The sequence below is a fragment of the Gilliamella sp. HK2 genome (assembly GCF_001690265.1).
Taxonomy (GTDB): Bacteria; Pseudomonadota; Gammaproteobacteria; order Enterobacterales; family Orbaceae; genus Gilliamella; species Gilliamella apicola_C.
On record NZ_LZGV01000095.1, the window covers coordinates 27777 to 47621 of the forward strand.

At 34.7% G+C, this 19845-nt stretch carries 34 protein-coding genes and 1 CRISPR repeat array; of the genes, 8 read left to right on the forward strand and 26 right to left on the reverse strand.

What is annotated here, in order from left to right; genetic code table 11:
* The 6 genes from A9G45_RS10240 to A9G45_RS10260 form a co-directional block, all read right to left on the reverse strand.
* Positions 1-297 carry a lysis system i-spanin subunit Rz gene (locus tag A9G45_RS10240; protein WP_442903045.1) on the reverse strand — a complete coding sequence of 99 codons (297 nt, stop codon included), beginning with the start codon at positions 295-297 and terminating at the stop codon, positions 1-3.
* Between the two features lie 26 nt (positions 298-323).
* Positions 324-563: a hypothetical protein gene (locus A9G45_RS10245; protein WP_065568053.1), complete on the reverse strand. Its 240-nt coding sequence runs from the start codon at positions 561-563 to the stop codon at positions 324-326.
* Entirely contained in the window at positions 530-1066 is a 537-nt protein-coding gene (locus tag A9G45_RS10250) for a lysozyme (protein ID WP_065568054.1), read from the reverse strand. Before A9G45_RS10250 ends, A9G45_RS10245 begins: the two co-directional genes overlap by 34 nt.
* Positions 1026-1250 (reverse strand): HP1 family phage holin, encoded by a 225-nt coding sequence (locus A9G45_RS13890; protein WP_081297896.1) that lies wholly within the window; start codon positions 1248-1250, stop codon positions 1026-1028. Before A9G45_RS13890 ends, A9G45_RS10250 begins: the two co-directional genes overlap by 41 nt.
* Positions 1251-1456: 206 nt before the next feature.
* A complete protein-coding gene (locus A9G45_RS10255) occupies positions 1457-1915 on the reverse strand; it encodes a type II toxin-antitoxin system YafO family toxin (RefSeq protein WP_065568055.1) in 459 nt (152 codons plus the stop codon).
* 5 nt (positions 1916-1920) lie between these two features.
* Positions 1921-2448 (reverse strand): hypothetical protein, encoded by a 528-nt coding sequence (locus tag A9G45_RS10260; protein WP_065568056.1) that lies wholly within the window; start codon positions 2446-2448, stop codon positions 1921-1923.
* Between the two features lie 428 nt (positions 2449-2876).
* Here A9G45_RS10260 and A9G45_RS10265 point away from each other — a divergent pair, with 428 nt between their 5' ends.
* Positions 2877-3068, forward strand: coding sequence for a hypothetical protein (locus A9G45_RS10265; protein WP_065568057.1), 192 nt, complete (start codon positions 2877-2879; stop codon positions 3066-3068).
* Here A9G45_RS10265 and A9G45_RS10270 read toward each other — a convergent pair.
* The 7 genes from A9G45_RS10270 to A9G45_RS10300 all read right to left on the reverse strand — a co-directional run bounded on the left by A9G45_RS10270 (position 3061) and on the right by A9G45_RS10300 (position 8499).
* Positions 3061-3756: an endonuclease gene (locus tag A9G45_RS10270; protein WP_065568058.1), complete on the reverse strand. Its 696-nt coding sequence runs from the start codon at positions 3754-3756 to the stop codon at positions 3061-3063. The two genes, A9G45_RS10265 and A9G45_RS10270, sit on opposite strands and share 8 nt — an antisense overlap.
* 1213 nt (positions 3757-4969) lie before the next feature.
* Positions 4970-5158 carry a hypothetical protein gene (locus A9G45_RS10275; protein ID WP_065568059.1) on the reverse strand — a complete coding sequence of 63 codons (189 nt, stop codon included), beginning with the start codon at positions 5156-5158 and terminating at the stop codon, positions 4970-4972.
* An 11-nt stretch (positions 5159-5169) separates the two neighbouring features.
* A CRISPR array of direct repeats spans positions 5170-5748; the repeat unit is 29 nt; unit sequence CGGTTTATCCCTGTGTATACAGGGAACAC.
* 179 nt (positions 5749-5927) lie between these two features.
* Positions 5928-6284: an antiterminator Q family protein gene (locus A9G45_RS10280; protein ID WP_141673666.1), complete on the reverse strand. Its 357-nt coding sequence runs from the start codon at positions 6282-6284 to the stop codon at positions 5928-5930.
* 317 nt (positions 6285-6601) lie between these two features.
* The gene (locus tag A9G45_RS10285) at positions 6602-7258 is read right to left on the reverse strand and encodes a hypothetical protein (protein WP_065568061.1); all 657 of its coding nucleotides are present in this window, start codon (positions 7256-7258) and stop codon (positions 6602-6604) included.
* Positions 7259-7260: 2 nt separating this feature from the next.
* The gene (locus A9G45_RS10290) at positions 7261-8031 is read right to left on the reverse strand and encodes a hypothetical protein (protein WP_065568062.1); all 771 of its coding nucleotides are present in this window, start codon (positions 8029-8031) and stop codon (positions 7261-7263) included.
* Positions 8031-8258: a helix-turn-helix domain-containing protein gene (locus A9G45_RS10295; RefSeq protein WP_218057103.1), complete on the reverse strand. Its 228-nt coding sequence runs from the start codon at positions 8256-8258 to the stop codon at positions 8031-8033. Before A9G45_RS10295 ends, A9G45_RS10290 begins: the two co-directional genes overlap by 1 nt.
* Positions 8242-8499, reverse strand: coding sequence for a transcriptional regulator (locus A9G45_RS10300; protein WP_065568063.1), 258 nt, complete (start codon positions 8497-8499; stop codon positions 8242-8244). The genes A9G45_RS10295 and A9G45_RS10300 overlap by 17 nt, the downstream gene beginning before the upstream one ends.
* Positions 8500-8626: 127 nt before the next feature.
* Between A9G45_RS10300 and A9G45_RS10305 the strand changes: the two genes are divergently transcribed.
* The 6 genes from A9G45_RS10305 to A9G45_RS14490 all read left to right on the forward strand — a co-directional run bounded on the left by A9G45_RS10305 (position 8627) and on the right by A9G45_RS14490 (position 12213).
* On the forward strand, positions 8627-9325 hold the full coding sequence (locus tag A9G45_RS10305; RefSeq protein WP_141673667.1) for an XRE family transcriptional regulator: 699 nt from the start codon (positions 8627-8629) through the stop codon (positions 9323-9325).
* 81 nt (positions 9326-9406) lie between these two features.
* Positions 9407-10177, forward strand: a complete 771-nt coding sequence (locus A9G45_RS10310) for a HipA family kinase (RefSeq protein ID WP_065568064.1) — start codon at positions 9407-9409, stop codon at positions 10175-10177.
* On the forward strand, positions 10170-11054 hold the full coding sequence (locus tag A9G45_RS10315; protein ID WP_065568065.1) for a hypothetical protein: 885 nt from the start codon (positions 10170-10172) through the stop codon (positions 11052-11054). Before A9G45_RS10310 ends, A9G45_RS10315 begins: the two co-directional genes overlap by 8 nt.
* Before the next feature lie 348 nt (positions 11055-11402).
* On the forward strand, positions 11403-11642 hold the full coding sequence (locus A9G45_RS10320) for a hypothetical protein (RefSeq protein ID WP_065568066.1): 240 nt from the start codon (positions 11403-11405) through the stop codon (positions 11640-11642).
* A gap of 72 nt (positions 11643-11714) precedes the next feature.
* Positions 11715-11984, forward strand: coding sequence for a hypothetical protein (locus tag A9G45_RS10325; RefSeq protein WP_065568067.1), 270 nt, complete (start codon positions 11715-11717; stop codon positions 11982-11984).
* A gap of 64 nt (positions 11985-12048) precedes the next feature.
* Entirely contained in the window at positions 12049-12213 is a 165-nt protein-coding gene (locus A9G45_RS14490; RefSeq protein WP_176700707.1) for a hypothetical protein, read from the forward strand.
* A gap of 664 nt (positions 12214-12877) precedes the next feature.
* On the opposite strand, the gene A9G45_RS10330 is transcribed toward A9G45_RS14490, so the two are convergent.
* The 7 genes from A9G45_RS10330 to A9G45_RS15055 form a co-directional block, all read right to left on the reverse strand.
* Positions 12878-13477: a hypothetical protein gene (locus A9G45_RS10330; protein WP_065568068.1), complete on the reverse strand. Its 600-nt coding sequence runs from the start codon at positions 13475-13477 to the stop codon at positions 12878-12880.
* Between the two features lie 270 nt (positions 13478-13747).
* Positions 13748-13936: an IS3 family transposase gene (locus A9G45_RS10335; protein ID WP_065568069.1), complete on the reverse strand. Its 189-nt coding sequence runs from the start codon at positions 13934-13936 to the stop codon at positions 13748-13750.
* A gap of 2 nt (positions 13937-13938) precedes the next feature.
* On the reverse strand, positions 13939-14235 hold the full coding sequence (locus tag A9G45_RS10340; RefSeq protein ID WP_065568070.1) for an IS3 family transposase: 297 nt from the start codon (positions 14233-14235) through the stop codon (positions 13939-13941).
* A 1034-nt stretch (positions 14236-15269) separates the two neighbouring features.
* Positions 15270-15512 (reverse strand): hypothetical protein, encoded by a 243-nt coding sequence (locus A9G45_RS10345; protein WP_065568071.1) that lies wholly within the window; start codon positions 15510-15512, stop codon positions 15270-15272.
* 43 nt (positions 15513-15555) lie between these two features.
* Positions 15556-15801 (reverse strand): hypothetical protein, encoded by a 246-nt coding sequence (locus A9G45_RS10350; protein ID WP_065568084.1) that lies wholly within the window; start codon positions 15799-15801, stop codon positions 15556-15558.
* 3 nt (positions 15802-15804) lie between these two features.
* Positions 15805-16047, reverse strand: coding sequence for a hypothetical protein (locus tag A9G45_RS10355; protein WP_218057104.1), 243 nt, complete (start codon positions 16045-16047; stop codon positions 15805-15807).
* A 78-nt stretch (positions 16048-16125) separates the two neighbouring features.
* Positions 16126-16743, reverse strand: coding sequence for a VENN motif pre-toxin domain-containing protein (locus A9G45_RS15055; protein WP_081297906.1), 618 nt, complete (start codon positions 16741-16743; stop codon positions 16126-16128).
* Here A9G45_RS15055 and A9G45_RS10365 point away from each other — a divergent pair.
* Positions 16643-16849: a hypothetical protein gene (locus A9G45_RS10365; RefSeq protein WP_065568074.1), complete on the forward strand. Its 207-nt coding sequence runs from the start codon at positions 16643-16645 to the stop codon at positions 16847-16849. The two genes, A9G45_RS15055 and A9G45_RS10365, sit on opposite strands and share 101 nt — an antisense overlap.
* A 46-nt stretch (positions 16850-16895) precedes the next feature.
* Here A9G45_RS10365 and A9G45_RS10370 read toward each other — a convergent pair whose 3' ends face one another.
* From A9G45_RS10370 to A9G45_RS10395, 6 genes are all read right to left on the reverse strand, one after another.
* Positions 16896-17066 carry a hypothetical protein gene (locus tag A9G45_RS10370; protein ID WP_176701646.1) on the reverse strand — a complete coding sequence of 57 codons (171 nt, stop codon included), beginning with the start codon at positions 17064-17066 and terminating at the stop codon, positions 16896-16898.
* Positions 17067-17168: 102 nt separating this feature from the next.
* On the reverse strand, positions 17169-17618 hold the full coding sequence (locus A9G45_RS10375; RefSeq protein ID WP_065568076.1) for a hypothetical protein: 450 nt from the start codon (positions 17616-17618) through the stop codon (positions 17169-17171).
* An 18-nt stretch (positions 17619-17636) separates the two neighbouring features.
* A complete protein-coding gene (locus A9G45_RS10380; protein ID WP_065568077.1) occupies positions 17637-17987 on the reverse strand; it encodes a VENN motif pre-toxin domain-containing protein in 351 nt (116 codons plus the stop codon).
* 148 nt (positions 17988-18135) lie between these two features.
* Positions 18136-18693, reverse strand: coding sequence for a hypothetical protein (locus A9G45_RS10385; protein WP_065568078.1), 558 nt, complete (start codon positions 18691-18693; stop codon positions 18136-18138).
* 378 nt (positions 18694-19071) lie between these two features.
* Positions 19072-19605: a hypothetical protein gene (locus A9G45_RS10390; protein WP_065568079.1), complete on the reverse strand. Its 534-nt coding sequence runs from the start codon at positions 19603-19605 to the stop codon at positions 19072-19074.
* Positions 19606-19611: 6 nt separating this feature from the next.
* Complete coding sequence (locus A9G45_RS10395) at positions 19612-19845, reverse strand: hypothetical protein (RefSeq protein ID WP_065568080.1); 234 nt, start codon at positions 19843-19845, stop codon at positions 19612-19614.

Below are 19845 nucleotides of genomic sequence, written 5' to 3' on the forward strand. Positions count from 1 at the left end.
TTATTTGCACATAAACTCTGTATTATTCTTGGGTGCAATCTCTTTACAATAGTATTCTCGCCAACCATCAATCATGGCTTTGTTGTAGCTGATTGCGCTAGTGAGATGGTAATAATCTTGTTGAGAAGCTCTTGCAAGTCGTAAGGCTTTGCTAGCTGTATTGCTGGCGGTGACACTATCTCGTTTGACGGATTCGACTTTGACGCGCAACTCGATAAAACCATTATCGATATCATGACGTAAAACCGCTGTTTTAGCTTGTCCATTTTTTATCGCCTCAATAATGTTTGATTCTATTTTGTTACTTCATTGTTATCTTGTAGCTATTTTTCGTACTTTTCTTCAGCTTTATTTGCTCTCACCACTGCAAGCTTTTCATCTTGCCGACATTTGTAGGCGAAATAACAAACAAATAGCAACATACTAATCAATGATATATTTACTTTTGATATTTTTAACATGATGAACCACTCAACAATAACGAGACAAATAAAAACCAACCCCCAGCCGTTGACACCTTTGATAGCCATTATCGATGCGATGATAAAACATAAGATAGACATAACGCCTTCTCCTTTTCTCGCCTGATTACTAAACCTTTTAGAGCCTTACCACCTGCTTTATTCCACCTTGGGAATTCATTACAAGCCGCCTTATAATCACCGTTATTCAGATGCTTATACATTGTTGATGTTCGCATTTTTGTACATCCAACGTTAAAGGTAATTGAGGTCACAGCGTCAAAAACAGACTGGGGAAGATGAAAGCCTTTAGCATAGCGATTAACACATTGTTCAGCCGTTTTTATGTCATTGACCCAACGCTTTGCTATCTCATCATCAGTATAAATTTTTTGTTCAATATGATTACCCGTTGAGCCAATCCCAACCGTTAATATGTTAGCCGGGCAATAATAAGGCTCTCGTACGCAGGATTCAGCATTACCGATTATTTCCAGACCCGATTGGCTTGTTCTTATGTCATCTGAGTAGTTGGTAATAACAATACCGATTATTACCGAAACACTACAAATCGCACTCTTCGCTATTTTTGTGGTATTTCGCATAGTATTGCTCTCTCAAGTTTTTTTTATGATAAAAATCTCGGCGCTTATACAACCAATTAATAATAAATGTCGCTATTGATAAGATAATACCTACAATAATGGCAATATCATTTAAACTAAGTGCGCCTAAAAGCGTGCATAAAGCGCCCCAGAAATAAGACATCGGTGATGAGTATCTTTCCATGTTAAATATCTTTATGTGAGTTAATAAGGTGACAGCGTACTAGCTATATTGAGTTGTGTGCGTGTCTAGCTTTGCTGTCGATTCTTTGAAAGCCCCCGAGCGTATCTATAAATCAATTTGTTGTCTTGAATTATAGAAAGTGGCGTAGGGGTAACTTTGGATATAAAAAACCGTAATTAAGCGGTGAATGTAAAATATCTCGTGGGCTAATCAGTTGCACAATATAACTCGAATTCTTGTTCTTGATATTTTTCAGCCAATTGACAAAATAAATTTAATATTCTTCTTTCTTTACTTTTCTTATGAGCATGTGGTCTTAATATTGCTAACAGCGCAAATCTCTTAGGATTAAAATCTGAAATAACATAAACAAGAAAAATATCCTTATTAGGCTCTTTAGTGGCGTTGCATCTATAATATTGAGGCTGGTTCTTTGGGAATCGGTTTGGAGGCAACTTTAAATGAATATGTTGAACATTTAGCTCATAGAGCCTGTTTGGTTGCCTATACGGAACATCACGTCCAAAAATATCAGGCACTTTTGTTCGATTACTTTCTATATATTCTTTAAAAACACTAATTAATTGATTTTCAAAATTAGGGAATTCTATAAATGTATCAGCAAATAAATATCTGGCTTCCTCTAAAATTATAACATCAACCATGATTACTAAGCCTTGTTTTTGATTTCGCTTAATAATTTATTAGTTGTATTGTTTGCTAACGATAAAATATGAGTTGTATTTATTCCACTATTATAATAAGTTGGAACCACATCAAGTGAATCCCTTATTTGCATTATTCTTGTAATTTTATTTTTCAAAGACAATATTAAGCGAAGTGAATCTTTAATATCCATCTTTGTAATTAAATTATTATTTATAAATGTAAAAGCTGAGGACTCCACAGAAACTAAATTTTTTAGCATTGCAGAAAAGTCATAATTTTTTATAAAATCACAGGAAAAATCATCAGTTATTTCATATAAAATATTTTCTAAATCTTTCAATGCTTTAACCAAGTCAATATTAAAATAATTGATTACTTTATTTTTTAAATTTATCATTTTAATATCTTCGTGGTTAATTTCACTTTTTGTTTGATACTGAGAGGACAAAGCCATAGCTCCAGACGCAGCTGAATTCAAAGAGACTAAACTCGTAGATAACAATACCGCAACTGCTACTTTACTCTTCATTATTATATTGCCACAATTAGAATTGATGAAAAAATCCTTAGGAATAACGGAAAAATTATATTCAACTTAAAGTAGCAATACAACAACTATTTATCTTTTGACAGATAAACCACAAAAATACATATAAGACTTCATTAATTTTATTCGGTAATAAATCTATAAAAAATTAAAATTAGTTAGATAAAGATTGTTGACCTTTAGTGTAAGTTAACTTACAACAATAAACATCAAGTAAAGGACTTGATAAGGTAAACCCCCGACCTAAGACAAGGGCTTAAGGAGAAGAAAAATGAAAAAGAAAATATTCATTTTAATTCTGCTACTTTTGATAAGCTCGCCAGCATTCTGAAGTAGTTCAAAGGAGAAGGAAACCTCTCCGATAACCTTAAATATAACAATTTAATTTTAAAAAAATCAAGGCGGATAACATGGCATTAACAAGAGTTGAAATTAATCAAAAAAGTGACCAAAAACGAGGAATTAAAGTGAAAGGCTTCAAACTACACGTTGATGATATCGCATTAATTGAACAAGCAAGTAAAAGCTTAGATATTCCTCAAGCCAAGCTTATTGTTGATGCTGTGAAATTTTACCTTGATAACAAAAAAGCCTCTAATTGAGGCTTTCTTTATTACATTGCTCTGTAATAAATTTATTATCATGACCCTGAATTTGTTTAATTTGTTGATTGCGCTTGCATTCCCATTGTTCAGGCGGATACATTTTATTCCACGCTGTCATTAATTTGCGCTCAGAATCCGATAAGTTAATGTTGTATTTATCTGACATATAAAAATGAGTGCGTGCAATTATGCCTCGAATCTCGTCACGTGGTTGAAATTGACGAGCTTTAAAGTCAACTGCAGATTGACATTGTCCATACTGATTAAATTGATTAGTGAATTGCGAGTATCGGTAGTTAGAACGATCACCGTTAACTTCGCCAATTGCAGGTTGTAGATTATGCATGTCACCTTCCATCAGATTAAACGTAGCATCTTTTTTACACGCCTTACGTCCACCATCTCGCCAACATTGTAAATGGCGCCCAAAATTTTCGGCTGGCATGACATGTTCCCATTCTATGCGAGAGGCTCGAGCTTCATTTTTTCTGGGTTTGTAACCACATTTACCAAAATCAACAACGCCCTTTTTATCGTTAAAGCTAAATTCGCAAGCGCAATAAAACTCAGTTTGTTTTGGGTTTGATTTATACAATTTAGTTAATTGGTTTTTTGCTGTATTAAAGTTTTGTGTTGAATTAGCAAAAAAAGAAACAAGCACAAGCGAGATGATAAACTTTTTCATAAATCCGTTTAAAAAACAACTCCAAAATAAATAAAAATATCGAGCGTTCTAATTAAAAATCATCGCACTCAATTAACTATAAGTACCAAGCAAGAAACTTGAGAAAGTAAACCCTCGATCTAAGTTGGGATAAGGAGAAGAAAAATGAAAATACTAATCATTGTTCTTCTACGCCTTTTAAGTTTTCCAGCTTTTTAGTCGTATCAAAGGCGAGAAGAGCCTCGCTTTTGATCTTAACTATAACAATAAAATCTTAAAAAATCAAGGTAGTTAAGATTGCATTAATTAATGTAAACAAGTGAAAACTTAGATAGTTTGCAAGTTTAATTTATGGTTGATACGGTAAAGCTTTGTCTATGAGGTTTTATCTATAAAGTTTTGTTTAAATAGTAAAAAAGCCTCTAAATGAGGCTTTCTTTTAAATTCAATAATGAGCGATGCCCTTGTAAAGTTAATGATTTATGATATTTTCTTGGATTACCACACATCCAACAAGAACAGGCTACCGGTGTTATTACATGCTTTTTAAGCGATTTTCTAGTATTGCCAGAATAAAATCATGCTTTCTGTTATCTAAACATCGCTTAGCCTGATGTCGTCTATATGCTCGTGCTCTCATAAAATGATTTACATATGGAAACAAAAAAAGCCCAACTATTTTAGTGGACTTAAATTCTGTGCGCTCAAAACCGCATCATGCGCATATCATATATTTAAACGTTTAAACAGTCAAGTGTTTTATTGTATATTTCACGCTTTTTTTATTACTATAATTTGTAGCTCCATTTCTAGTGTATGAATAATTTTAGGCATAGAATTAAACTAAGGTAGTTTTGTGGTAAAAACATTAATGTCACCTTTCACCACCACTTAAAAACCTCAATAAAATCAATAGGTTTTCTGAATGACTTTTATCATGCCCGATTTGCCGTTTTTCTGTTATATCATAGCCTTTGTTCCTGATATCGTACACTAAGCTACACCTAAACGTACTTTATATCGCTAATCAGATGTTTTGATATAACTAAATAGCCCATTTAATTTGGGTCCACGTTTGGTAATAACCTGACATACTTATATTTAACTGGCATGGCATTTGTCCATTTTGGGGCGAAGTTCACTCATTGCTTCTAAAAGCACGGGTATATCCTTGTGTATATAGGGATATGCCAACAAGTAAAAAAACACATTAAAAATTAAATATATTTAATCCTTATTTACACGGGGAACACACCTTCTCCTGAAGATGAACTTGATTCTTGACCAGTTTATCCTTGTGTGTACAAGGAACACGCTCTTTTAATCGCCATTCATATTCTGCAGCTTCGAACGCTTTTTTTGATTTTTCTGTATTGAGCATAGCAGACTCTAAATCTGCAATCGTTTTAGAATGTTTAGTCATTAGTCATCTTCTGGTTTATCCCTGTGTATACAGGGAACACTTGACGTTGCCCTGAGCCATTTTTTGCATCAGCGGTTTATCCCTGTGCATACAGGGAACACATTTTTACTGTTTGCACTGTCTTCTCCTTTTTCGGTTTATCCCTGTGCATACAGGGAACACATAACCAACTAGATTAACGCGGTGAGAGATTGCGGTTTATCCCTGTGCATACAGGGAACACTTTTTATTAGACCTCTATTGTATTGACCGTTTCGGTTTATCCCTGTGTATACAGGGAACACGACAATAGCGCCACTCGTGACATTTTCCACCGCGGTTTATCCCTGTGTATACAGGGAACACAATCGTTCAGGAGAAAAATATCCGAAAGTATACGGTTTATCCCTGTGTATACAGGGAACACAAATGTAGCGTTCTATTTTCACAATATTAAAGACGGTTTATCCCTGTGTATACAGGGAACACTAATTCAGGTCTGTCCGCTCTAGCTCCTGACGCGGTTTATCCCTGTGTATACAGGGAACACATGTCATTTATTCCGCTGATTATCGTGTAACACGGTTTATCCCTGTGTATACAGGGAACACTCTAATTATAACTATTTGTTTTATAAATAAAATAATTAACTAAAATTTTCTACCAATTTTTAAGCGCTTTTGCTAAACCGCTTATTCAACGACCAATTAGATTATATCAGACATAACATTTTGTTTTAAATAAATTTTAATTAACAATCCAAAATACCTTTTTTTATAATCATGGTTATCTACGCCACTTTTGGGAATAATTCAATAATGTGCCCCCGTATAAAACATTCTGCTGCTAATAATATTTTTGTCATTTCTGTTGTTTGCTTACCTAATATTTTTGCTTGCTTACTGCATGAAATGTCACGTAGATAAAAAGAGGTTAATACCGCCCAATATTCAATATTATCCGCTTTGAGCCTTAAAACAGCATTATCAACAATCTGCGCTTCATCTTCTGTTAAATACTGACGGTAATTAAAATCCATTGGTGCGCCGTCAATACCTGCTGATTTAGAGGGGTATTCGGTTCCTATGCGCTTTAAAATGCGTGTGTTTTTCCAGGCGGTTAAAATATCTTTCGTATCTCTCATCATTTTCTCCTTCATTTTTTAATCTTGCTTTATACTCAGCTTTTATCTGTTTGGTTTGTTCTGTCGTGTGTTTTGGGATTCACGATACTCTTTTATTCATCCAATCTTTTTAATACCTATTTTTTTAATCAATTCATCCTCTATTCAATGATATTTCCTGATTTGTGGTTATTATGCGCTAAGCCTTGTTTGTGGACATTTAGCGCATAAAATCGTAGCGATATTTGCTACCGTTTTTTCAAATCTACCGCTTGTTTCAGGTCTACAACATAGTCATACGCTATGTTATCTAACATGTGATAGAACCTAACCTACAGTGATTAATGCTTTGTAGCACAAGCTTTAGCTGTTTTTAGCATCTGTTTAATGTTAGCAATATGCATCAGACTTTTACTTGATGCTCCCTGCTCGGTTTTACATTCAAGCATTGCGAACGTATTTTCTGGTTTTGGTAGATAATAATTAGCGCGATCTTGCGTTAATAACCCTGTAAAAACCGCATGATTTATAGCGTCAACTCTTTTTTCTTTATCACTGCCTAATGAGACAAAGACTTCAGCAGTACGACCGTGCATCATTGATTTATCAACAAGCCGTTCATAGGTATCAATAAACGTTCTTCTTGCGCCAATTTTGTCGCCATTTTGATAGACAATTTTCGCTTGTGCCCATGCCTTTGCTATTTCACCCGTCCATACAACGGTGTTAGTTTCATCACTAGCCAGTATTGCAATTGCCCATGCTTCATCTGGTGACAGATGATTGCTTGCACCACCCATTAGTTTGATTAAATCGGCAGGCTTCGGCATAAATTGACTTTTTCTTACCCATGCGTTTGCCGCTGCTTTTAATGAATTAATCGGATATTGTCCAAGCGTTGACCAGTAAATATTGACTTTAGTTGTGCTTGCTTGTTGCCCGTAAAGCTCAAGTAATCCGCCAATAACTGCTAAAAAATCATCTGTGATCTTTGCCATTACTAACTCCTCATGCTCTCTAGAACGGCTCTATTTCGTTCAGCAAGGGTCATGAATTTAGGTTTGTTAGATTGGCTAAATTTTTGATATTTACCTGCATTGCGTAACCAGTTATTAAACGCCGCATTCCAATCAATGTATTTTTTACCGTTAGCCAAACAGTAATCCCTAAATTTCACAAACTCATTATCCAGATTGACGTTTTCATTTATCGCTATATCTCGATGATGTTCGTTCGGTTTAAATTCATCAGGCAACTGACATGCCCGTTTAGGGTTTTGCGGTTTATCCGCAATAATATCTGTAGTATTCTCTGTAGTAGTTTCTGCAGTAATCTTTGTAGTATTCTCTTGATATAACGAACTTGATTTTGTAGTCATCTCGACATCTACATTGTAGAGATCGGGATGACGACTTTTTATTTGTCGTGATGATTGAGTTATAGCGTTGGCGAAATCACTCAAAACTTGATTAACTTTTTCGTTATCAATTTTGTAAAACGTTTTGTGCTCTAATCTTTTTTCGGTAACAATTAACACACCTTTTTCACATAGCTTTTTTATTGCCGTTCGTTGCTCGTTATGTGTTAAGCCTGTTTCATCCTCAAGTTCATCACGTGTTTTATACACACCTAAATTGGACGTTGCCTTATCTTGCCAATAAAATAATTGTGAGAATAAAACAGCAGGGCCAACTCCCCCGAGAGGTTTCGCTAAGCGAGGATAATAAGCGTTAGGACGTCCTATTAATTTTAATGTTTCAACAGCATTCATTAATTGACCCTCTTTGAGTATTCAGCATATTTTTTGCCGTTTTTCGCTGTAATCATTCGTTTATCAATGCTAAATCCGATTTGTTTTAAATCGTAAATTCGCGCGCCAAGCCTAAAGCAATCATATTTATTTAGCGCTAGTAACGGATTAATCGTTTTGCCACTTTGCAAGTGGTTGAACATTTTTGCGCATTGGCTATGTGTGTTTTCGTTATTTAATGTGTTCATTATCGCCTCTGTCGTCATTGTTCTGTCTAGGTGGAAAAATTTTTGATATATCTGGTTTGATATCACAAGCGGTAACGGCTCCATTAGTTACTTTCTCGATTAAAAGTGCGTTCTCAAGGCTAATTTCAGATAAGCCATGTAACCATTTCCAAACTGAGGTTTGCGTTTTACCACATGCATCAGCTAATTTTTTTTGACTTCCAGTAAGCAAAATAGCTTTCTCAATTGCTTTGTTTTTCATAAAACCCCTTGTTAACAACTTATGTTGTAAAATATTAGCTTGTGTTTTTGTTAGTGTCAACAACTTAAGATGTTTTACTTTGTACAACTTTGGTTGTATTTTGTTTTAATAAAAAGGAGATTGAAAAATGACATTAGCAGATCGATTAACCAAAATAATGAAAGAAAAAAAGATTTCTCAAGCAAAGCTTGGAGAAGCGATTGGAATGTCTCAGACCACAATATGGAAGTTGATGACAGGTAAAACCAAATCAAATAGAAATTTATTGAAGATCGCTGATTATTTAGGTGTTTCGGTGGAATGGTTAGCTAAAGGAGAAGGCGCTCCGCTTAAACAACAAAAAGATGGAACGCCGATGAGCGAATTATCAACAAGAGAAGTGGATGAATGGGATGATAAAACTCCGTTGAATGAAGATGAAGTTGAAGTCCCATATTTTAAATCAATCGAACTTGCAGCTGGACATGGCTGTTCAAGCATGGAAGATCACAACGGCTATAAGCTCAGATTTAGCAAATCTTTCTTTAGAAGAAAAAATGCACAAAAAGAGTTTGTTGTTTGTTTTCCTGCTAAAGGAAATAGCATGGAGCCCGTTATTCCAGATGGAGCAACAGTTGCTGTAAACACACTACAAAAAGATATTCGTGATGGCGATGTTTATGCAATATGCCAAGATGGATTGTGTCGGTTAAAAAGATTGTATTTATTACCAGCAGGAAAAATTAGAATCGTTTCGTACAACTCGGAGGAATACCCAGATGAAGTCGATGATGCGAAGAATATACAAATAATCGGACGAGTATTTCATTGTTCATTTGAAATGTGATTGATGTTATTAAGGAAACATGACTCACTGCTTTGGCGATTTTTAAATAGTTTAAATCAATAATGTAAGGAATGATGTTTGATGGCAGACAATATGGTAAAAGTAGGAAGAATTATTAGTGATTCGGAACCTATCGAAGATGGCATAAATAGTTCTTTCAGATGTATCGCTTGTTGTGATAATGAAGAATATCCTGTTGTAGCGAAGTATATAAAAGGCATTGAGATATTAAAAGAATTAATTTGCGCAATATTAGGTAGACTAATAAATTTACCAATTCCTGAACCCATATTACTATTAGACCAAAATGATGTTTTCTGCTTCGGTTCTCTTGATGTTGGGTATCCAAATCTCTATCATAAATTAAATATTCAAGATCCATATTATATTGAATTTCATTCAATAATTAAAAACTGGAGCGCCCTTGAAAGTGCGTCTTTTTTTGATGAATTTATTATCAATCGCGACCGACATTCTGGTAATTTATTATACAATGGAAAAGATATAGCTATGATTGATCATGGTTTATCAATGCCATTAGATAAATTTACACCAGACTATGAGGAAGATTGGAATAATATATTATTTAATCATTTGCTATGTAAATTTACCGAGTTATCTTGTGAACATAAATTAGATAAAATTGCGCTATGCAACAGATTAACTATTTGGTGCGAAGAAATAGAAGAAATAAATAATAACAATCTAATAGCTAAAGCTATTAATAAAATACCTATTGCTCATAAATCGAAAAATGAGTTACTATATTTTTTAACTAGCCGTAGTGAATTCATTCAAAAAATCATAAACAATAGAATTAACCCAAACCAGATGGATTTTGTAAATGTTTGATAGTAATAAATTATTATTCACAATGTCAAAAGCGCCAACCTATAAAGCTATTTGGGCTCCAATTTATTTTGAGCCAATCATAGGCTCTGGAGAAAAACTTACTATCGCTGTGGTAGCTGTTAGTGAAGGGGGTGAATTTAAAATTAGACAATCTATTAGACAGTGCGTGGTTAAAGCTATGTATGGTAACAAATCAGATCAGTTTAACGCTCTGATTGAATTAATTATTTCTAGCCTTACTTCACATCTAAGCAAAACAAAAATTCTAGAAAACTGGAACGTTCCTATGCAAGGTGTTGTTTTGGGTAAAATAAAAAGCACCTCATCCAGTGATATTATCGGAGTTCTTAGGCAAGCGGTGATGCTAACATCAAGCCTATCGTCCCTTGATTTTTATTCTAACGATCAAGAGAATGACCAATATTCATCAGATAACACTTGGTCAAAATTATTAAAAGATATAACTATAAATAATCATCCAAGCTTCGATCGTTATTTTGATAGAGAATTTAAGGTTGTATCAGAAGCTAGAGCTGCTAAGATATTTTTCCTGAGTGATCGCTCGGCAATTAATACCGAAAGATTAAGACCAAATAACATAGGGACAGATTTAGATAAAAACAAAGCAAGATTGTTAGATTTATTTGCTATCAAGGATCATGATAATCTCTTTACACGAAGTACACATGAGCTTATTGTCTATAGACCGACTGAAGATGATATCACATTTAGCAAGCGACAAATGAAGCGATTAAATGATGCTTTATTAACGCTAGAAGAAGTTGGAGATAGGCACTCAATCATAGTTACCCCTGTAAACACTCCGCAGCAAGCATTAAAAAGAATTGAGCGGGCTGAACTCAATCTTATAGCTTAAATCCCCCCACCCGTTTCATGCGGTTTTTTCATGCCTAAAATTCCTCACCTACAACTTCAAAACACTTTATCGCTCAAAAAACAAGCAATCAAACAACAATTAATTGCACAGAAACAACAATTTAACAACTCCCTTCAAAACAATAACAACTTTAGATGTTGATATTAATAACAACTTATGTTGTAATTATCACATCAAAACAAATCACCTTAACAAAACAATTAAGCAATAGAGCGGTTTTGATAGATAGTCGAACGGCACGGCGTTAAACCTGCGTCGGGCGCTTGGTGGGTTCATGAAGAACGGCAATAAGGCACAACAAATAATTTGATAACAAAGGGATAAAACATGGCTAAAAAAGAAATTGAATTAACGCTAATTGTCGAAATTGACGATAACGGGGATTTATTCGCAAAAACACGGGTAAATTTCGATTCAAAAAGTTTGAAAACGATAACAGAGAAAGCTTTCATTATATATCTCAAGGAAATACTGTCACAACACGCACAGCCGATCGTCGCATCAGCTCTTGCACTTGCTGAATTGAGAGAAAGATTATCTTTATACGAAAATGATTTAGACGATTAAATCAGTGCTCAAATCAAAGCACTCATTCATAGAGTGCGCTTGAGTTTGAAATATAAGAATGCGAGGTAGCCTATGCAATTACATAGATCTGTAGAGAACGCTTACGAAAATGCCTATTGTAAAATGATGAACAATACCGAAATGCAAGACGCTAAAGATGAATGGATTGAAACCAGAGCTGAAGAATTAATCAAGAATTTTGACAATGATAATGATTGGCAAATTATAGAATTACTAAAAATAAAACTAGAAAGTAAAAGCATTGACGCAGACCTTTACAACCAATTTATAACTGATATTTGCTACTCACAAGCCACACTTGAGTATAGCCAAACATTCTGACAGCTGGAAAAACAGCACATTCTACATCCGTTTGCCTTTTTTGAGGGCTTTTAGGGAGCTGATTATGACAAATAAAGATTTTGTAAATTCAAAACAAACCGATAAGTTCAACAAAGATTACAAACTAAACAAAAGCGAGCAAATATACGCCTTTTTTTGTACCTTGATTTTATCATTTGGCGGGCTATTTATGCTGTTTCACTGGATGTTACATATTGCAACTGATTAAAAGATAGAAAATGGCAGAGAAAACATATTTTAAAAAGGCATTCAAATCACCTTATAAATGGTAATGTTTGAATATTTTTCGCAGTTATGATACGTAGTAACCTTTATTTAATCTGACATTTAGTGTAGCCTATCCACTACTACAATTTACTAGGGTTTATAATCTTCATACTCCCAAGCAAAATGCCTTGAAAGTTTTTGCCGCTTATTTCCTGAAGAGCTAATTTTCCGACCTATTCATAGCGTTTTTTGAATAGCTGTTGCGACTATACCCCAAGGTTTTACGATCTTGATGAAATTTAGCTAACTATTTATATATTTTCACCTATTTTTAATTCACCTATATGTGTTGCTATAGGTAAATTTTTATTTTCTTCTCTTTTTTTGCGCCTTTCTTCCCTATTTCACTTCTTTGCTGTGTAGTTAAAGCTTTAGCCCTTGCCAAACTACCATTACGTTTATTATTCATATTAATAACTCATTAAATGCAAATTAAAGTTATTATTATATTGCATTATATATGTAAAAATTAACCATTATGACTTAAAGCAAACTTTAACTTGAAATTTAATATTAGCTTGATCAGTCAATTTTATATAATAAAAAAACCCTCTAAGAGGGTTTGATGAGTGTGTTTGTCAACAAATATGAGCACTAATGAAACATTAGTTGCCTAAACAATTTTCGACTTTTTGCTTTTCGATATTCAAGGTATTTAATATAATAGACGGGTTGGCTCCATTCCAGTTACCGACAGGGTTAAACCCATTATTAGGTACTGAGCCTGTCGTGGACTGAGCCTGAGTAATATTATTGAAAAAATATTGAGTATTATTTTTGTCTTTATCTTGTTTTATCGATAAAGTGTAACGAACATAGTTTATTATTGGGATAAAAGATTGTGGATTGTTATACTGCGTTAAGCCGTCAACAACAATAATATCATCATCAAAATATTGTCTTGCTCCGCTACTAGATGATACCGTTACAGAGGGTATACTGTAATAACGGCCGCTAGCACCAACAAAGTCATTAGAATTATCAGACAAAACAACATTCCTATCCCTTATGTTTTGTAACACACAAACCTTAATGTCTTTCATACTTTTATCTATGTGACTAGTTAAAGTATATGTATCGATCAGTTTATATTCATTACTATAATCTTTATATGTCACACCACTAAATGAACTTAAGTTACTATCTACTTGAGCACATCCGGCCACCAAAAAAGCCACCATACTGGCAATCATTAACTTTTTCATACCATTCTCCTTAAATAATTATTTTGGTAATGGTATGAAATTTTGCCCATTAAATCAACGATGATTTAGCAAATCCTCCTTTTTAAAACGTCTGGTGGTGAACGGATGTATAATGGTCAAGTATTTAAACACCCATTTAGGTTGTTCTGCAATAGTCAGTGGTAAACCGGCGTTAAAACTATGTGGTCGTCTTTGGTTATAATAACCGAATAAGTAACAGAACATGTCTGACTTGGTTTCAACTAAACGACGATAACCGGCCTTGGGGATCTATTCACTTTTCAAACTACGGAACAAGCGTTCAGTAGGCGCATTGTCCCAACAATTACCACGATGGCTAACCCTTTGTATTATTCCATAACGACTAAGGTGATGCCTGAATGCAACTAATAAATACTGGCAACCTTGGTCAGAATGGAACACTAAAGCTTTTGGTTTACCTCGTAAAGACCAAGCCATGTCTAATGCACTAATCTAATCACTAAATGACTATCTGCTTTATCTGATACGCTATAACTCACTACCCGCCGAGCGTGCAAATCGGCTACTATCGCCAAATAACCCCATCTTCCTCCCGCCCAAATATAAGTGATATCCCCTGTCCATACCTGATGTGGGCTAGTCGGGTTAAAGTTCCGTGATAGCTTATTGAGTAGTTCAAATTGCTCCTCGGTTGCACGATTAAAATGCTTTACTTTAGGTTGCTTACTGTATAATTTTGCCTCTTTCATTAATTTTCTCACCTTATAACGACCCATCTTGATACCTTACTGGTTCAGTTTTGTGATTATCGTTCGACTGCCTGCTAAGCCTCTACTTTGTTTGAAGAGAATTTCAACCTGTTGCCGGCGTTATTGCCTGATTTTGTTTTCCGGAAGCAAACGAGGGTTATAAAATGCTGCTTGAGATACTGCAAATAATGCGCAAAATCTATTTATTGGATATTGCTCGCTTAACTGATAGCTTAACGCATATTTTTGTCTTCGTTCGACATTAAAAGAACGGTAGCCTTTTTAGTATTTCTTCCTCCAATTTAAGTCGTTTTACCTTTTTCTCCATGGCTTGAATTATTTGTTGCTCTCGGGTCGGGCGTATAGCCATCAAGCACTAACTTTAACTAAGCAACCCAACGGCCCATTGCTGTTTACTTATCCCCATTGTGCTGTAGGCTTCCTATACCAATTACCCGTGTCGCTGCACCTCGTTTAAATTTTACTGTAAATTTTTGTCGATTTGTTGTCATTATTCACCTCATTTTGATAATTCTTGCGCTTTCTGACTTGTTACGACTGGTTGGCATCGATGGCATGCCACTGGAACTAATGCCAGCACTGCTGGCTACTGACTTTATAGTCCGCTTTGTTTTCGATATCACTAAAGCTGATTGTGCCCGTATCAAGGCGGTTTTTACTGGTATCTTTCGCTTCTGAGGAGATTACCGCCCCTTTTAGGTCGGTGTTGTTGTAAAAGAGTTCGTGTTATTCTTTGTCATCATTCTTAAAATAAAAAATTAAATAAAATCAATACATTTTCTGACCGATTTTTGTGAGTAAAACGGTGGGTTATTTTGTATTTTGAATAGGGGAAAAACAAGTGCACTATGTGTAAAAATCAATTTAAAACTATTATTCTTCAGTTATTATTAGAGGACTTGGTGACAATGTTAACTGCCACCAAATAAAAGCTTTATAAGCTATGTCAGGTTAAGTTTGAGCTACTACATTCAATTTTTTGTTTTAATAAATCGACAACTTACCTCTTAAAATAATTGGAGCTGCTACGTATAAACTGATTATTTATATCTATCTGGAATAAAATCTTTATGCTCTATACTTTTTATAAGCGCTAATAAATCATCTCTTCTCCACGATAATTCTTCTTTATCCATTTGCATATAATTATATATTTGTTCATCAGAACAATATTCCAACATAAAATTAATGCAATCTAGATATATAGTAATTTCACTTTCGGAAAGCCTTAAATCAAATAAAGTCACTGCATTAGCAACATATTCTTGTCTTAATAAATCCATAACTTACCTCTTAAAATAATTGGAGCTGCTACGTATAAACTGATTATTTATATCTATCTGGAATAAAATCTTTATGCTCTATACTTTTTATAAGCGCTAATAAATCATCTCTTCTCCACGATAACTCTTCTTTATCCATGCATGCTGTATATTGATTTATTTGTTCATCAGAACAATATTCCAACATAAAATTAATGCAATCTAGATATATAGTAATTTCACTTTCGGAAAGCCTTAAATCAAATAAAGTCACTGCATTAGCAACATATTCTTGTTTTAATAACTCCATCATTCACCCCTTAAAATAATTGGAAAACTTATCCCTGAACTCTTGCAGTTTTTCACTACTTGGTCGTGCCCAACGGCCTTTTTGAATTCGATCAAGAGTATTGCCTCTCTTGTTCACAATAGATGTAACTATTTCACCATCTGGTTCAATAATATGAGCTCTACCATTAGGGCCTAAAACAACCCATCGACCATCATCCTGAACAAGAATATCAGATGGCCTTGAGTTTTCAATATCGTTAATCACTTGACCTACTGGGCGTCCTTGTTTATTTCTAATTTCCGCATGCTCTCCTCGAGTTATTTCTGCGTTTATAGCATAATCTCACCAATTTTTATCTGGGATCTGATTTCCACCAGTATCATGGCGAATATCAATATCATCTAAACCACCATCATGCCCAGTGTGATTTGGGCCTAATTTATCTGGATCTATAGGCGTGTACCCTGGGAAAGGAGGAGTCAGCTCTGGAATTGGATACCCTTCTAATTTGGGTTGATCATTAGGATCTATGGCTATTGTGTTTTTATAATCATTATAATAACGCTCATAAGTTTTTCGTACTGCGTCTTCAAGGAATTCATCTCCCATTGGATCGACTAATGCTAGATCAATTAGTCGCCGTTGTTCCAAAGTTAGGCTTTCTAAAAACGCTTGTGATTCTGCTGCTGTAAGACCTTTAGCCATCAATAGATCTACGGCATTAACACTAACTTGAGCGCCAATTTCACTTGGGCGTACTAGATACCACGTAGCTTTAGCTAAATTATTATTCTCAACCGCATTTTTCCCCGCAGCAATCCCCGTATTTACATCTTGGGTAACTCCACCAGATGCTGCGATGGCAAGGCCTGTAGCTAGTTGGGATAGTGCGCTGATTTTTTGTCGCTCTTCTTGCGATAACTCTGTTATTGCTTTATCCGGATATAAAATGCCCGCTATGACTTCAGCACTACGTTCACTCGCTGCTGCCCCTAAACCTCCCGCTAAGGCTGAGTTGCCTTGTAGCTCGGCTAGCTATAGCATGCGCCTGCTAAGCTACCCGTGATATCACTTGTTTAGTAAAAAAATCCCAGCATTTAAACAAGAATATGTTATTTACCAAAAATCTTAACACCATAACGCCGGCATTCTAAATACCAGCAGGCAATTCCAGTAGGAAAGCCAAAGCAAGCCAATTTACAAGCTAGATATAGATCATTAATGTCATATTCAAAATCTATACCATACATAATAAAAAGTACTATTAAGACAGTTAACTCCATTATAATTCCCATGAAAAAAAACATGAAAGGAATTACGATCAAGCAAAATAATAATGCTAAATATTTCCTATTTTTTTTCATTTTTTTCTCCTTAAATTGTTTTTAAATCCAATTTCCTGTCGCATTACCGAATACACAATCGGATATATTACCACCAATAGCAAGAACAGAACTTTCAGTATAATGCTCTGTTATTCCCAAAAAGCCTTTATTTGCCTCATGAATATATTTATTTGTAGCTGGGTTAAAAATTGGTTGAAACCACTTTTCTACAAGTTTTCCTGTTCCATAACCTATAGCTGATAAACCTCCGCTTATTACTCCTCCTATAAAAGGATTTTTATCGTTTAACTCGCTTGGTAATACACCACCTGCTGCATTCCAACCTATTGTTCCCCAAAGTCCAGAGCCAAGACCTCCAGTAATAGTGCCCGTTGCTGTTGAGATACCCGCATCCACCCAGTTAATACTACCATCTTCGTTAAAATAGTATTGGCTACCAATGCTAGCTATACCACTAAGAGAACCGCCAATTAAAGCTTCTTCAGGCAATAGAGGTAATATAATCGGTCAAAATATTAGTCCGATGGCGATTTTTCCCGCCATTTGACATCCCTCTCTATCATTTTCACAATTAGTTTGGGAGTAAATCATTTTTCTAATTTCTTCATCTGTTTTTCCTACAAATTGACCAGAAATTGCATTATTCTCAACCGCATTTTTCCCCGCAGCAATTCCCGTATTCATATCTTGGATATCTCCACCAGATGCTGCGATGGCAAGACCTGTAGCTAGTTGGGATAGTGCGCTGATTTTTTGTCGCTCTTCTTGCGATAACTCTGTTATTGCTTTATCCGGATATAAAATGCCCACTATGACTTCAGCACTACGTTCACTCGCTGCTGCCCCCAAGCCTCCCACGAAGGCAAGATTGCCTTGTAATAATAACTAAGGCTCATGCTAAGAAAAAATTAGTACTTGGAAAATTAATTATAGGGTTTGGTGACAGAATCAACCGTCACCTTTAACTGGTAAACACAAAAAATTTAAAATAAGGTCTATGTAAAAATCAAATATCATCTGTAGAGATAACATCAATTGCACCACAAGCCTTAAATAACCATTTTAAGGCACTTGATGAAAAAGGATCATCTAACGCTGTAACTTCGATTAGAAAATGAGTATTTTCAATTTCACCATCAAATTTATGTGCATTCCACCAAAACCACTCTCTAGCATCAGGTTCTAACCATCCAAGCCAATCAGATAAAGTCCATGCTTGATCTTTCTTAGCTTCTTCTAACCTCTGCTCATAAGTTAGATTATCCCATTGTATTTTTTGTTCTTTTAATTCTTCTTTCGTTAATTCTTTTGCACAATTATCAATAAACTTATCTGGTAATATTTTTAACCATTCTTCGAAAGATGGCCAAACAGGTTCTGAATTATAGTTTACTATTACTAATACTCTTTTAGCTAAGTTCAGTACTTCATCTACATCATTATTGCAATGAATAACAAATCTTGCTATTCCTACACCAGTTGTCTTTACTGTATAATCAGGGGGATTATCAAATCGCTCCCTTTCTAATAACAATTGTCTCATATATTCACTATTTATTACCATTTTTACCGCTTCCTTGAATAATAGAGTTTTTTCAATTCATCAAATTGATGAGGTCTAATTCCATATTGTTTTTTTGCTTTAGTTGGATCTGCTATTACTGGTTTATCCTTATTAAACTTCACCTCTGATTCATATACCGCATTTTTCCGCGTAGCTATTGAAGTCCCCCAACATCACCCGCATTCCCCATACTGATAGCAGCAAGTCCAGCTGCCAGTTGCAATAATACGCTGATGTTTTGTTTTTTTGTTTGGTTGGATTTGGTTTTGGGTTATTGTTGAGCTTGTTTTAGATTGTTTCTTGCCTTTTTATGAGATGTTGGTTTCAGCTCAGCGATATCTTTCCAAAGCTGAAAACCAATAAATCAAAAAATATTCGCTATTTAGGAATTTTTCCTGTCCACCAAATCGGCTTTTCATCCGCGCCTAAGTTATCAAAAACAGATAAAGATATATGTCTATAATCAACAACATAAGGCACTTGAGCCATGCATACCATTACTGGCTCATACTTATAATCGGGTTCTGATTTAAACCATTCATGATTCATCTTGGCGGATTCAACACACTGATGAAATGCATAAAAGTAATCATCAAAAATATCATATAAAGTTGATTTTGTTCTGTCCAAATCACTTTTGGCTTTACCTGATAAAATAGGCCCCCAATCAATGGCATCTCTATCTAACTGTTTAAACTCTTCCTCGACCAATTTCATTAAAGATTCAGCCGTATCTAACTCTTCTAATTTTAAATATCGACGATATAAACGGTCTGTTAAAATAGACCAATCTTCTTTAGGATATTTCGGCAGCAGATAATATGAAATACAATCAAAAAATAATTTCATATCACTGTCTGTACCTAGAGCAAATATGGAACTTCCCCCACAAAAACCAGTATCTTCTGACATTATCATTTACTCCTTATTTTTTTTAAACGTAATTTGTTCTCGCTTAATGATCCCGTTAGATTTTCGAACGATTCCTTGTCTAATTTTGAACTCTAACGCTGGCGTTAAATGCTGCCCTCTAACATCTATCACAATCTGTTGTTGCATACCATTTGGTAAATGTTTTTTCCGTTCAATGGCTTGTTTAGAAATATTATTAATCAGATTATCAGAATATTTTTCTATATTATAATTTTTCAC

Bases quoted from the DNA above. Each gene is read 5' to 3' on its own strand.
- A9G45_RS10300 (WP_065568063.1), bottom strand. From the start codon at position 8,499: ATGAAAAACAAAGCAATTGAGAAAGCTATTTTGCTTACTGGAAGTCAA.
- A9G45_RS10340 (WP_065568070.1), bottom strand. From the start codon at position 14,235: ATGGGTCGTTATAAGGTGAGAAAATTAATGAAAGAGGCAAAATTATAC.
- A9G45_RS10305 (WP_141673667.1), top strand. From the start codon at position 8,627: ATGACATTAGCAGATCGATTAACCAAAATAATGAAAGAAAAAAAGATT.
- A9G45_RS10270 (WP_065568058.1), bottom strand. From the start codon at position 3,756: ATGAAAAAGTTTATCATCTCGCTTGTGCTTGTTTCTTTTTTTGCTAAT.
- A9G45_RS14490 (WP_176700707.1), top strand. From the start codon at position 12,049: ATGACAAATAAAGATTTTGTAAATTCAAAACAAACCGATAAGTTCAAC.
- A9G45_RS10365 (WP_065568074.1), top strand. From the start codon at position 16,643: ATGGCAAGGCCTGTAGCTAGTTGGGATAGTGCGCTGATTTTTTGTCGC.
- A9G45_RS10295 (WP_218057103.1), bottom strand. From the start codon at position 8,258: ATGAACACATTAAATAACGAAAACACACATAGCCAATGCGCAAAAATG.
- A9G45_RS10350 (WP_065568084.1), bottom strand. From the start codon at position 15,801: ATGGAGTTATTAAAACAAGAATATGTTGCTAATGCAGTGACTTTATTT.
- A9G45_RS10275 (WP_065568059.1), bottom strand. From the start codon at position 5,158: ATGACTAAACATTCTAAAACGATTGCAGATTTAGAGTCTGCTATGCTC.
- A9G45_RS10325 (WP_065568067.1), top strand. From the start codon at position 11,715: ATGCAATTACATAGATCTGTAGAGAACGCTTACGAAAATGCCTATTGT.
- A9G45_RS10280 (WP_141673666.1), bottom strand. From the start codon at position 6,284: ATGATGAGAGATACGAAAGATATTTTAACCGCCTGGAAAAACACACGC.
- A9G45_RS10335 (WP_065568069.1), bottom strand. From the start codon at position 13,936: ATGGCTTGGTCTTTACGAGGTAAACCAAAAGCTTTAGTGTTCCATTCT.
- A9G45_RS10345 (WP_065568071.1), bottom strand. From the start codon at position 15,512: ATGGATTTATTAAGACAAGAATATGTTGCTAATGCAGTGACTTTATTT.
- A9G45_RS10285 (WP_065568061.1), bottom strand. From the start codon at position 7,258: ATGGCAAAGATCACAGATGATTTTTTAGCAGTTATTGGCGGATTACTT.
- A9G45_RS10245 (WP_065568053.1), bottom strand. From the start codon at position 563: ATGTCTATCTTATGTTTTATCATCGCATCGATAATGGCTATCAAAGGT.
- A9G45_RS10250 (WP_065568054.1), bottom strand. From the start codon at position 1,066: ATGCGAAATACCACAAAAATAGCGAAGAGTGCGATTTGTAGTGTTTCG.
- A9G45_RS10265 (WP_065568057.1), top strand. From the start codon at position 2,877: ATGGCATTAACAAGAGTTGAAATTAATCAAAAAAGTGACCAAAAACGA.
- A9G45_RS10315 (WP_065568065.1), top strand. From the start codon at position 10,170: ATGTTTGATAGTAATAAATTATTATTCACAATGTCAAAAGCGCCAACC.
- A9G45_RS10320 (WP_065568066.1), top strand. From the start codon at position 11,403: ATGGCTAAAAAAGAAATTGAATTAACGCTAATTGTCGAAATTGACGAT.
- A9G45_RS10260 (WP_065568056.1), bottom strand. From the start codon at position 2,448: ATGAAGAGTAAAGTAGCAGTTGCGGTATTGTTATCTACGAGTTTAGTC.
- A9G45_RS10255 (WP_065568055.1), bottom strand. From the start codon at position 1,915: ATGGTTGATGTTATAATTTTAGAGGAAGCCAGATATTTATTTGCTGAT.
- A9G45_RS13890 (WP_081297896.1), bottom strand. From the start codon at position 1,250: ATGGAAAGATACTCATCACCGATGTCTTATTTCTGGGGCGCTTTATGC.
- A9G45_RS10370 (WP_176701646.1), bottom strand. From the start codon at position 17,066: ATGGAGTTAACTGTCTTAATAGTACTTTTTATTATGTATGGTATAGAT.
- A9G45_RS10330 (WP_065568068.1), bottom strand. From the start codon at position 13,477: ATGAAAAAGTTAATGATTGCCAGTATGGTGGCTTTTTTGGTGGCCGGA.
- A9G45_RS10290 (WP_065568062.1), bottom strand. From the start codon at position 8,031: ATGAATGCTGTTGAAACATTAAAATTAATAGGACGTCCTAACGCTTAT.
- A9G45_RS10385 (WP_065568078.1), bottom strand. From the start codon at position 18,693: ATGGTAATAAATAGTGAATATATGAGACAATTGTTATTAGAAAGGGAG.
- A9G45_RS10310 (WP_065568064.1), top strand. From the start codon at position 9,407: ATGGCAGACAATATGGTAAAAGTAGGAAGAATTATTAGTGATTCGGAA.
- A9G45_RS10390 (WP_065568079.1), bottom strand. From the start codon at position 19,605: ATGTCAGAAGATACTGGTTTTTGTGGGGGAAGTTCCATATTTGCTCTA.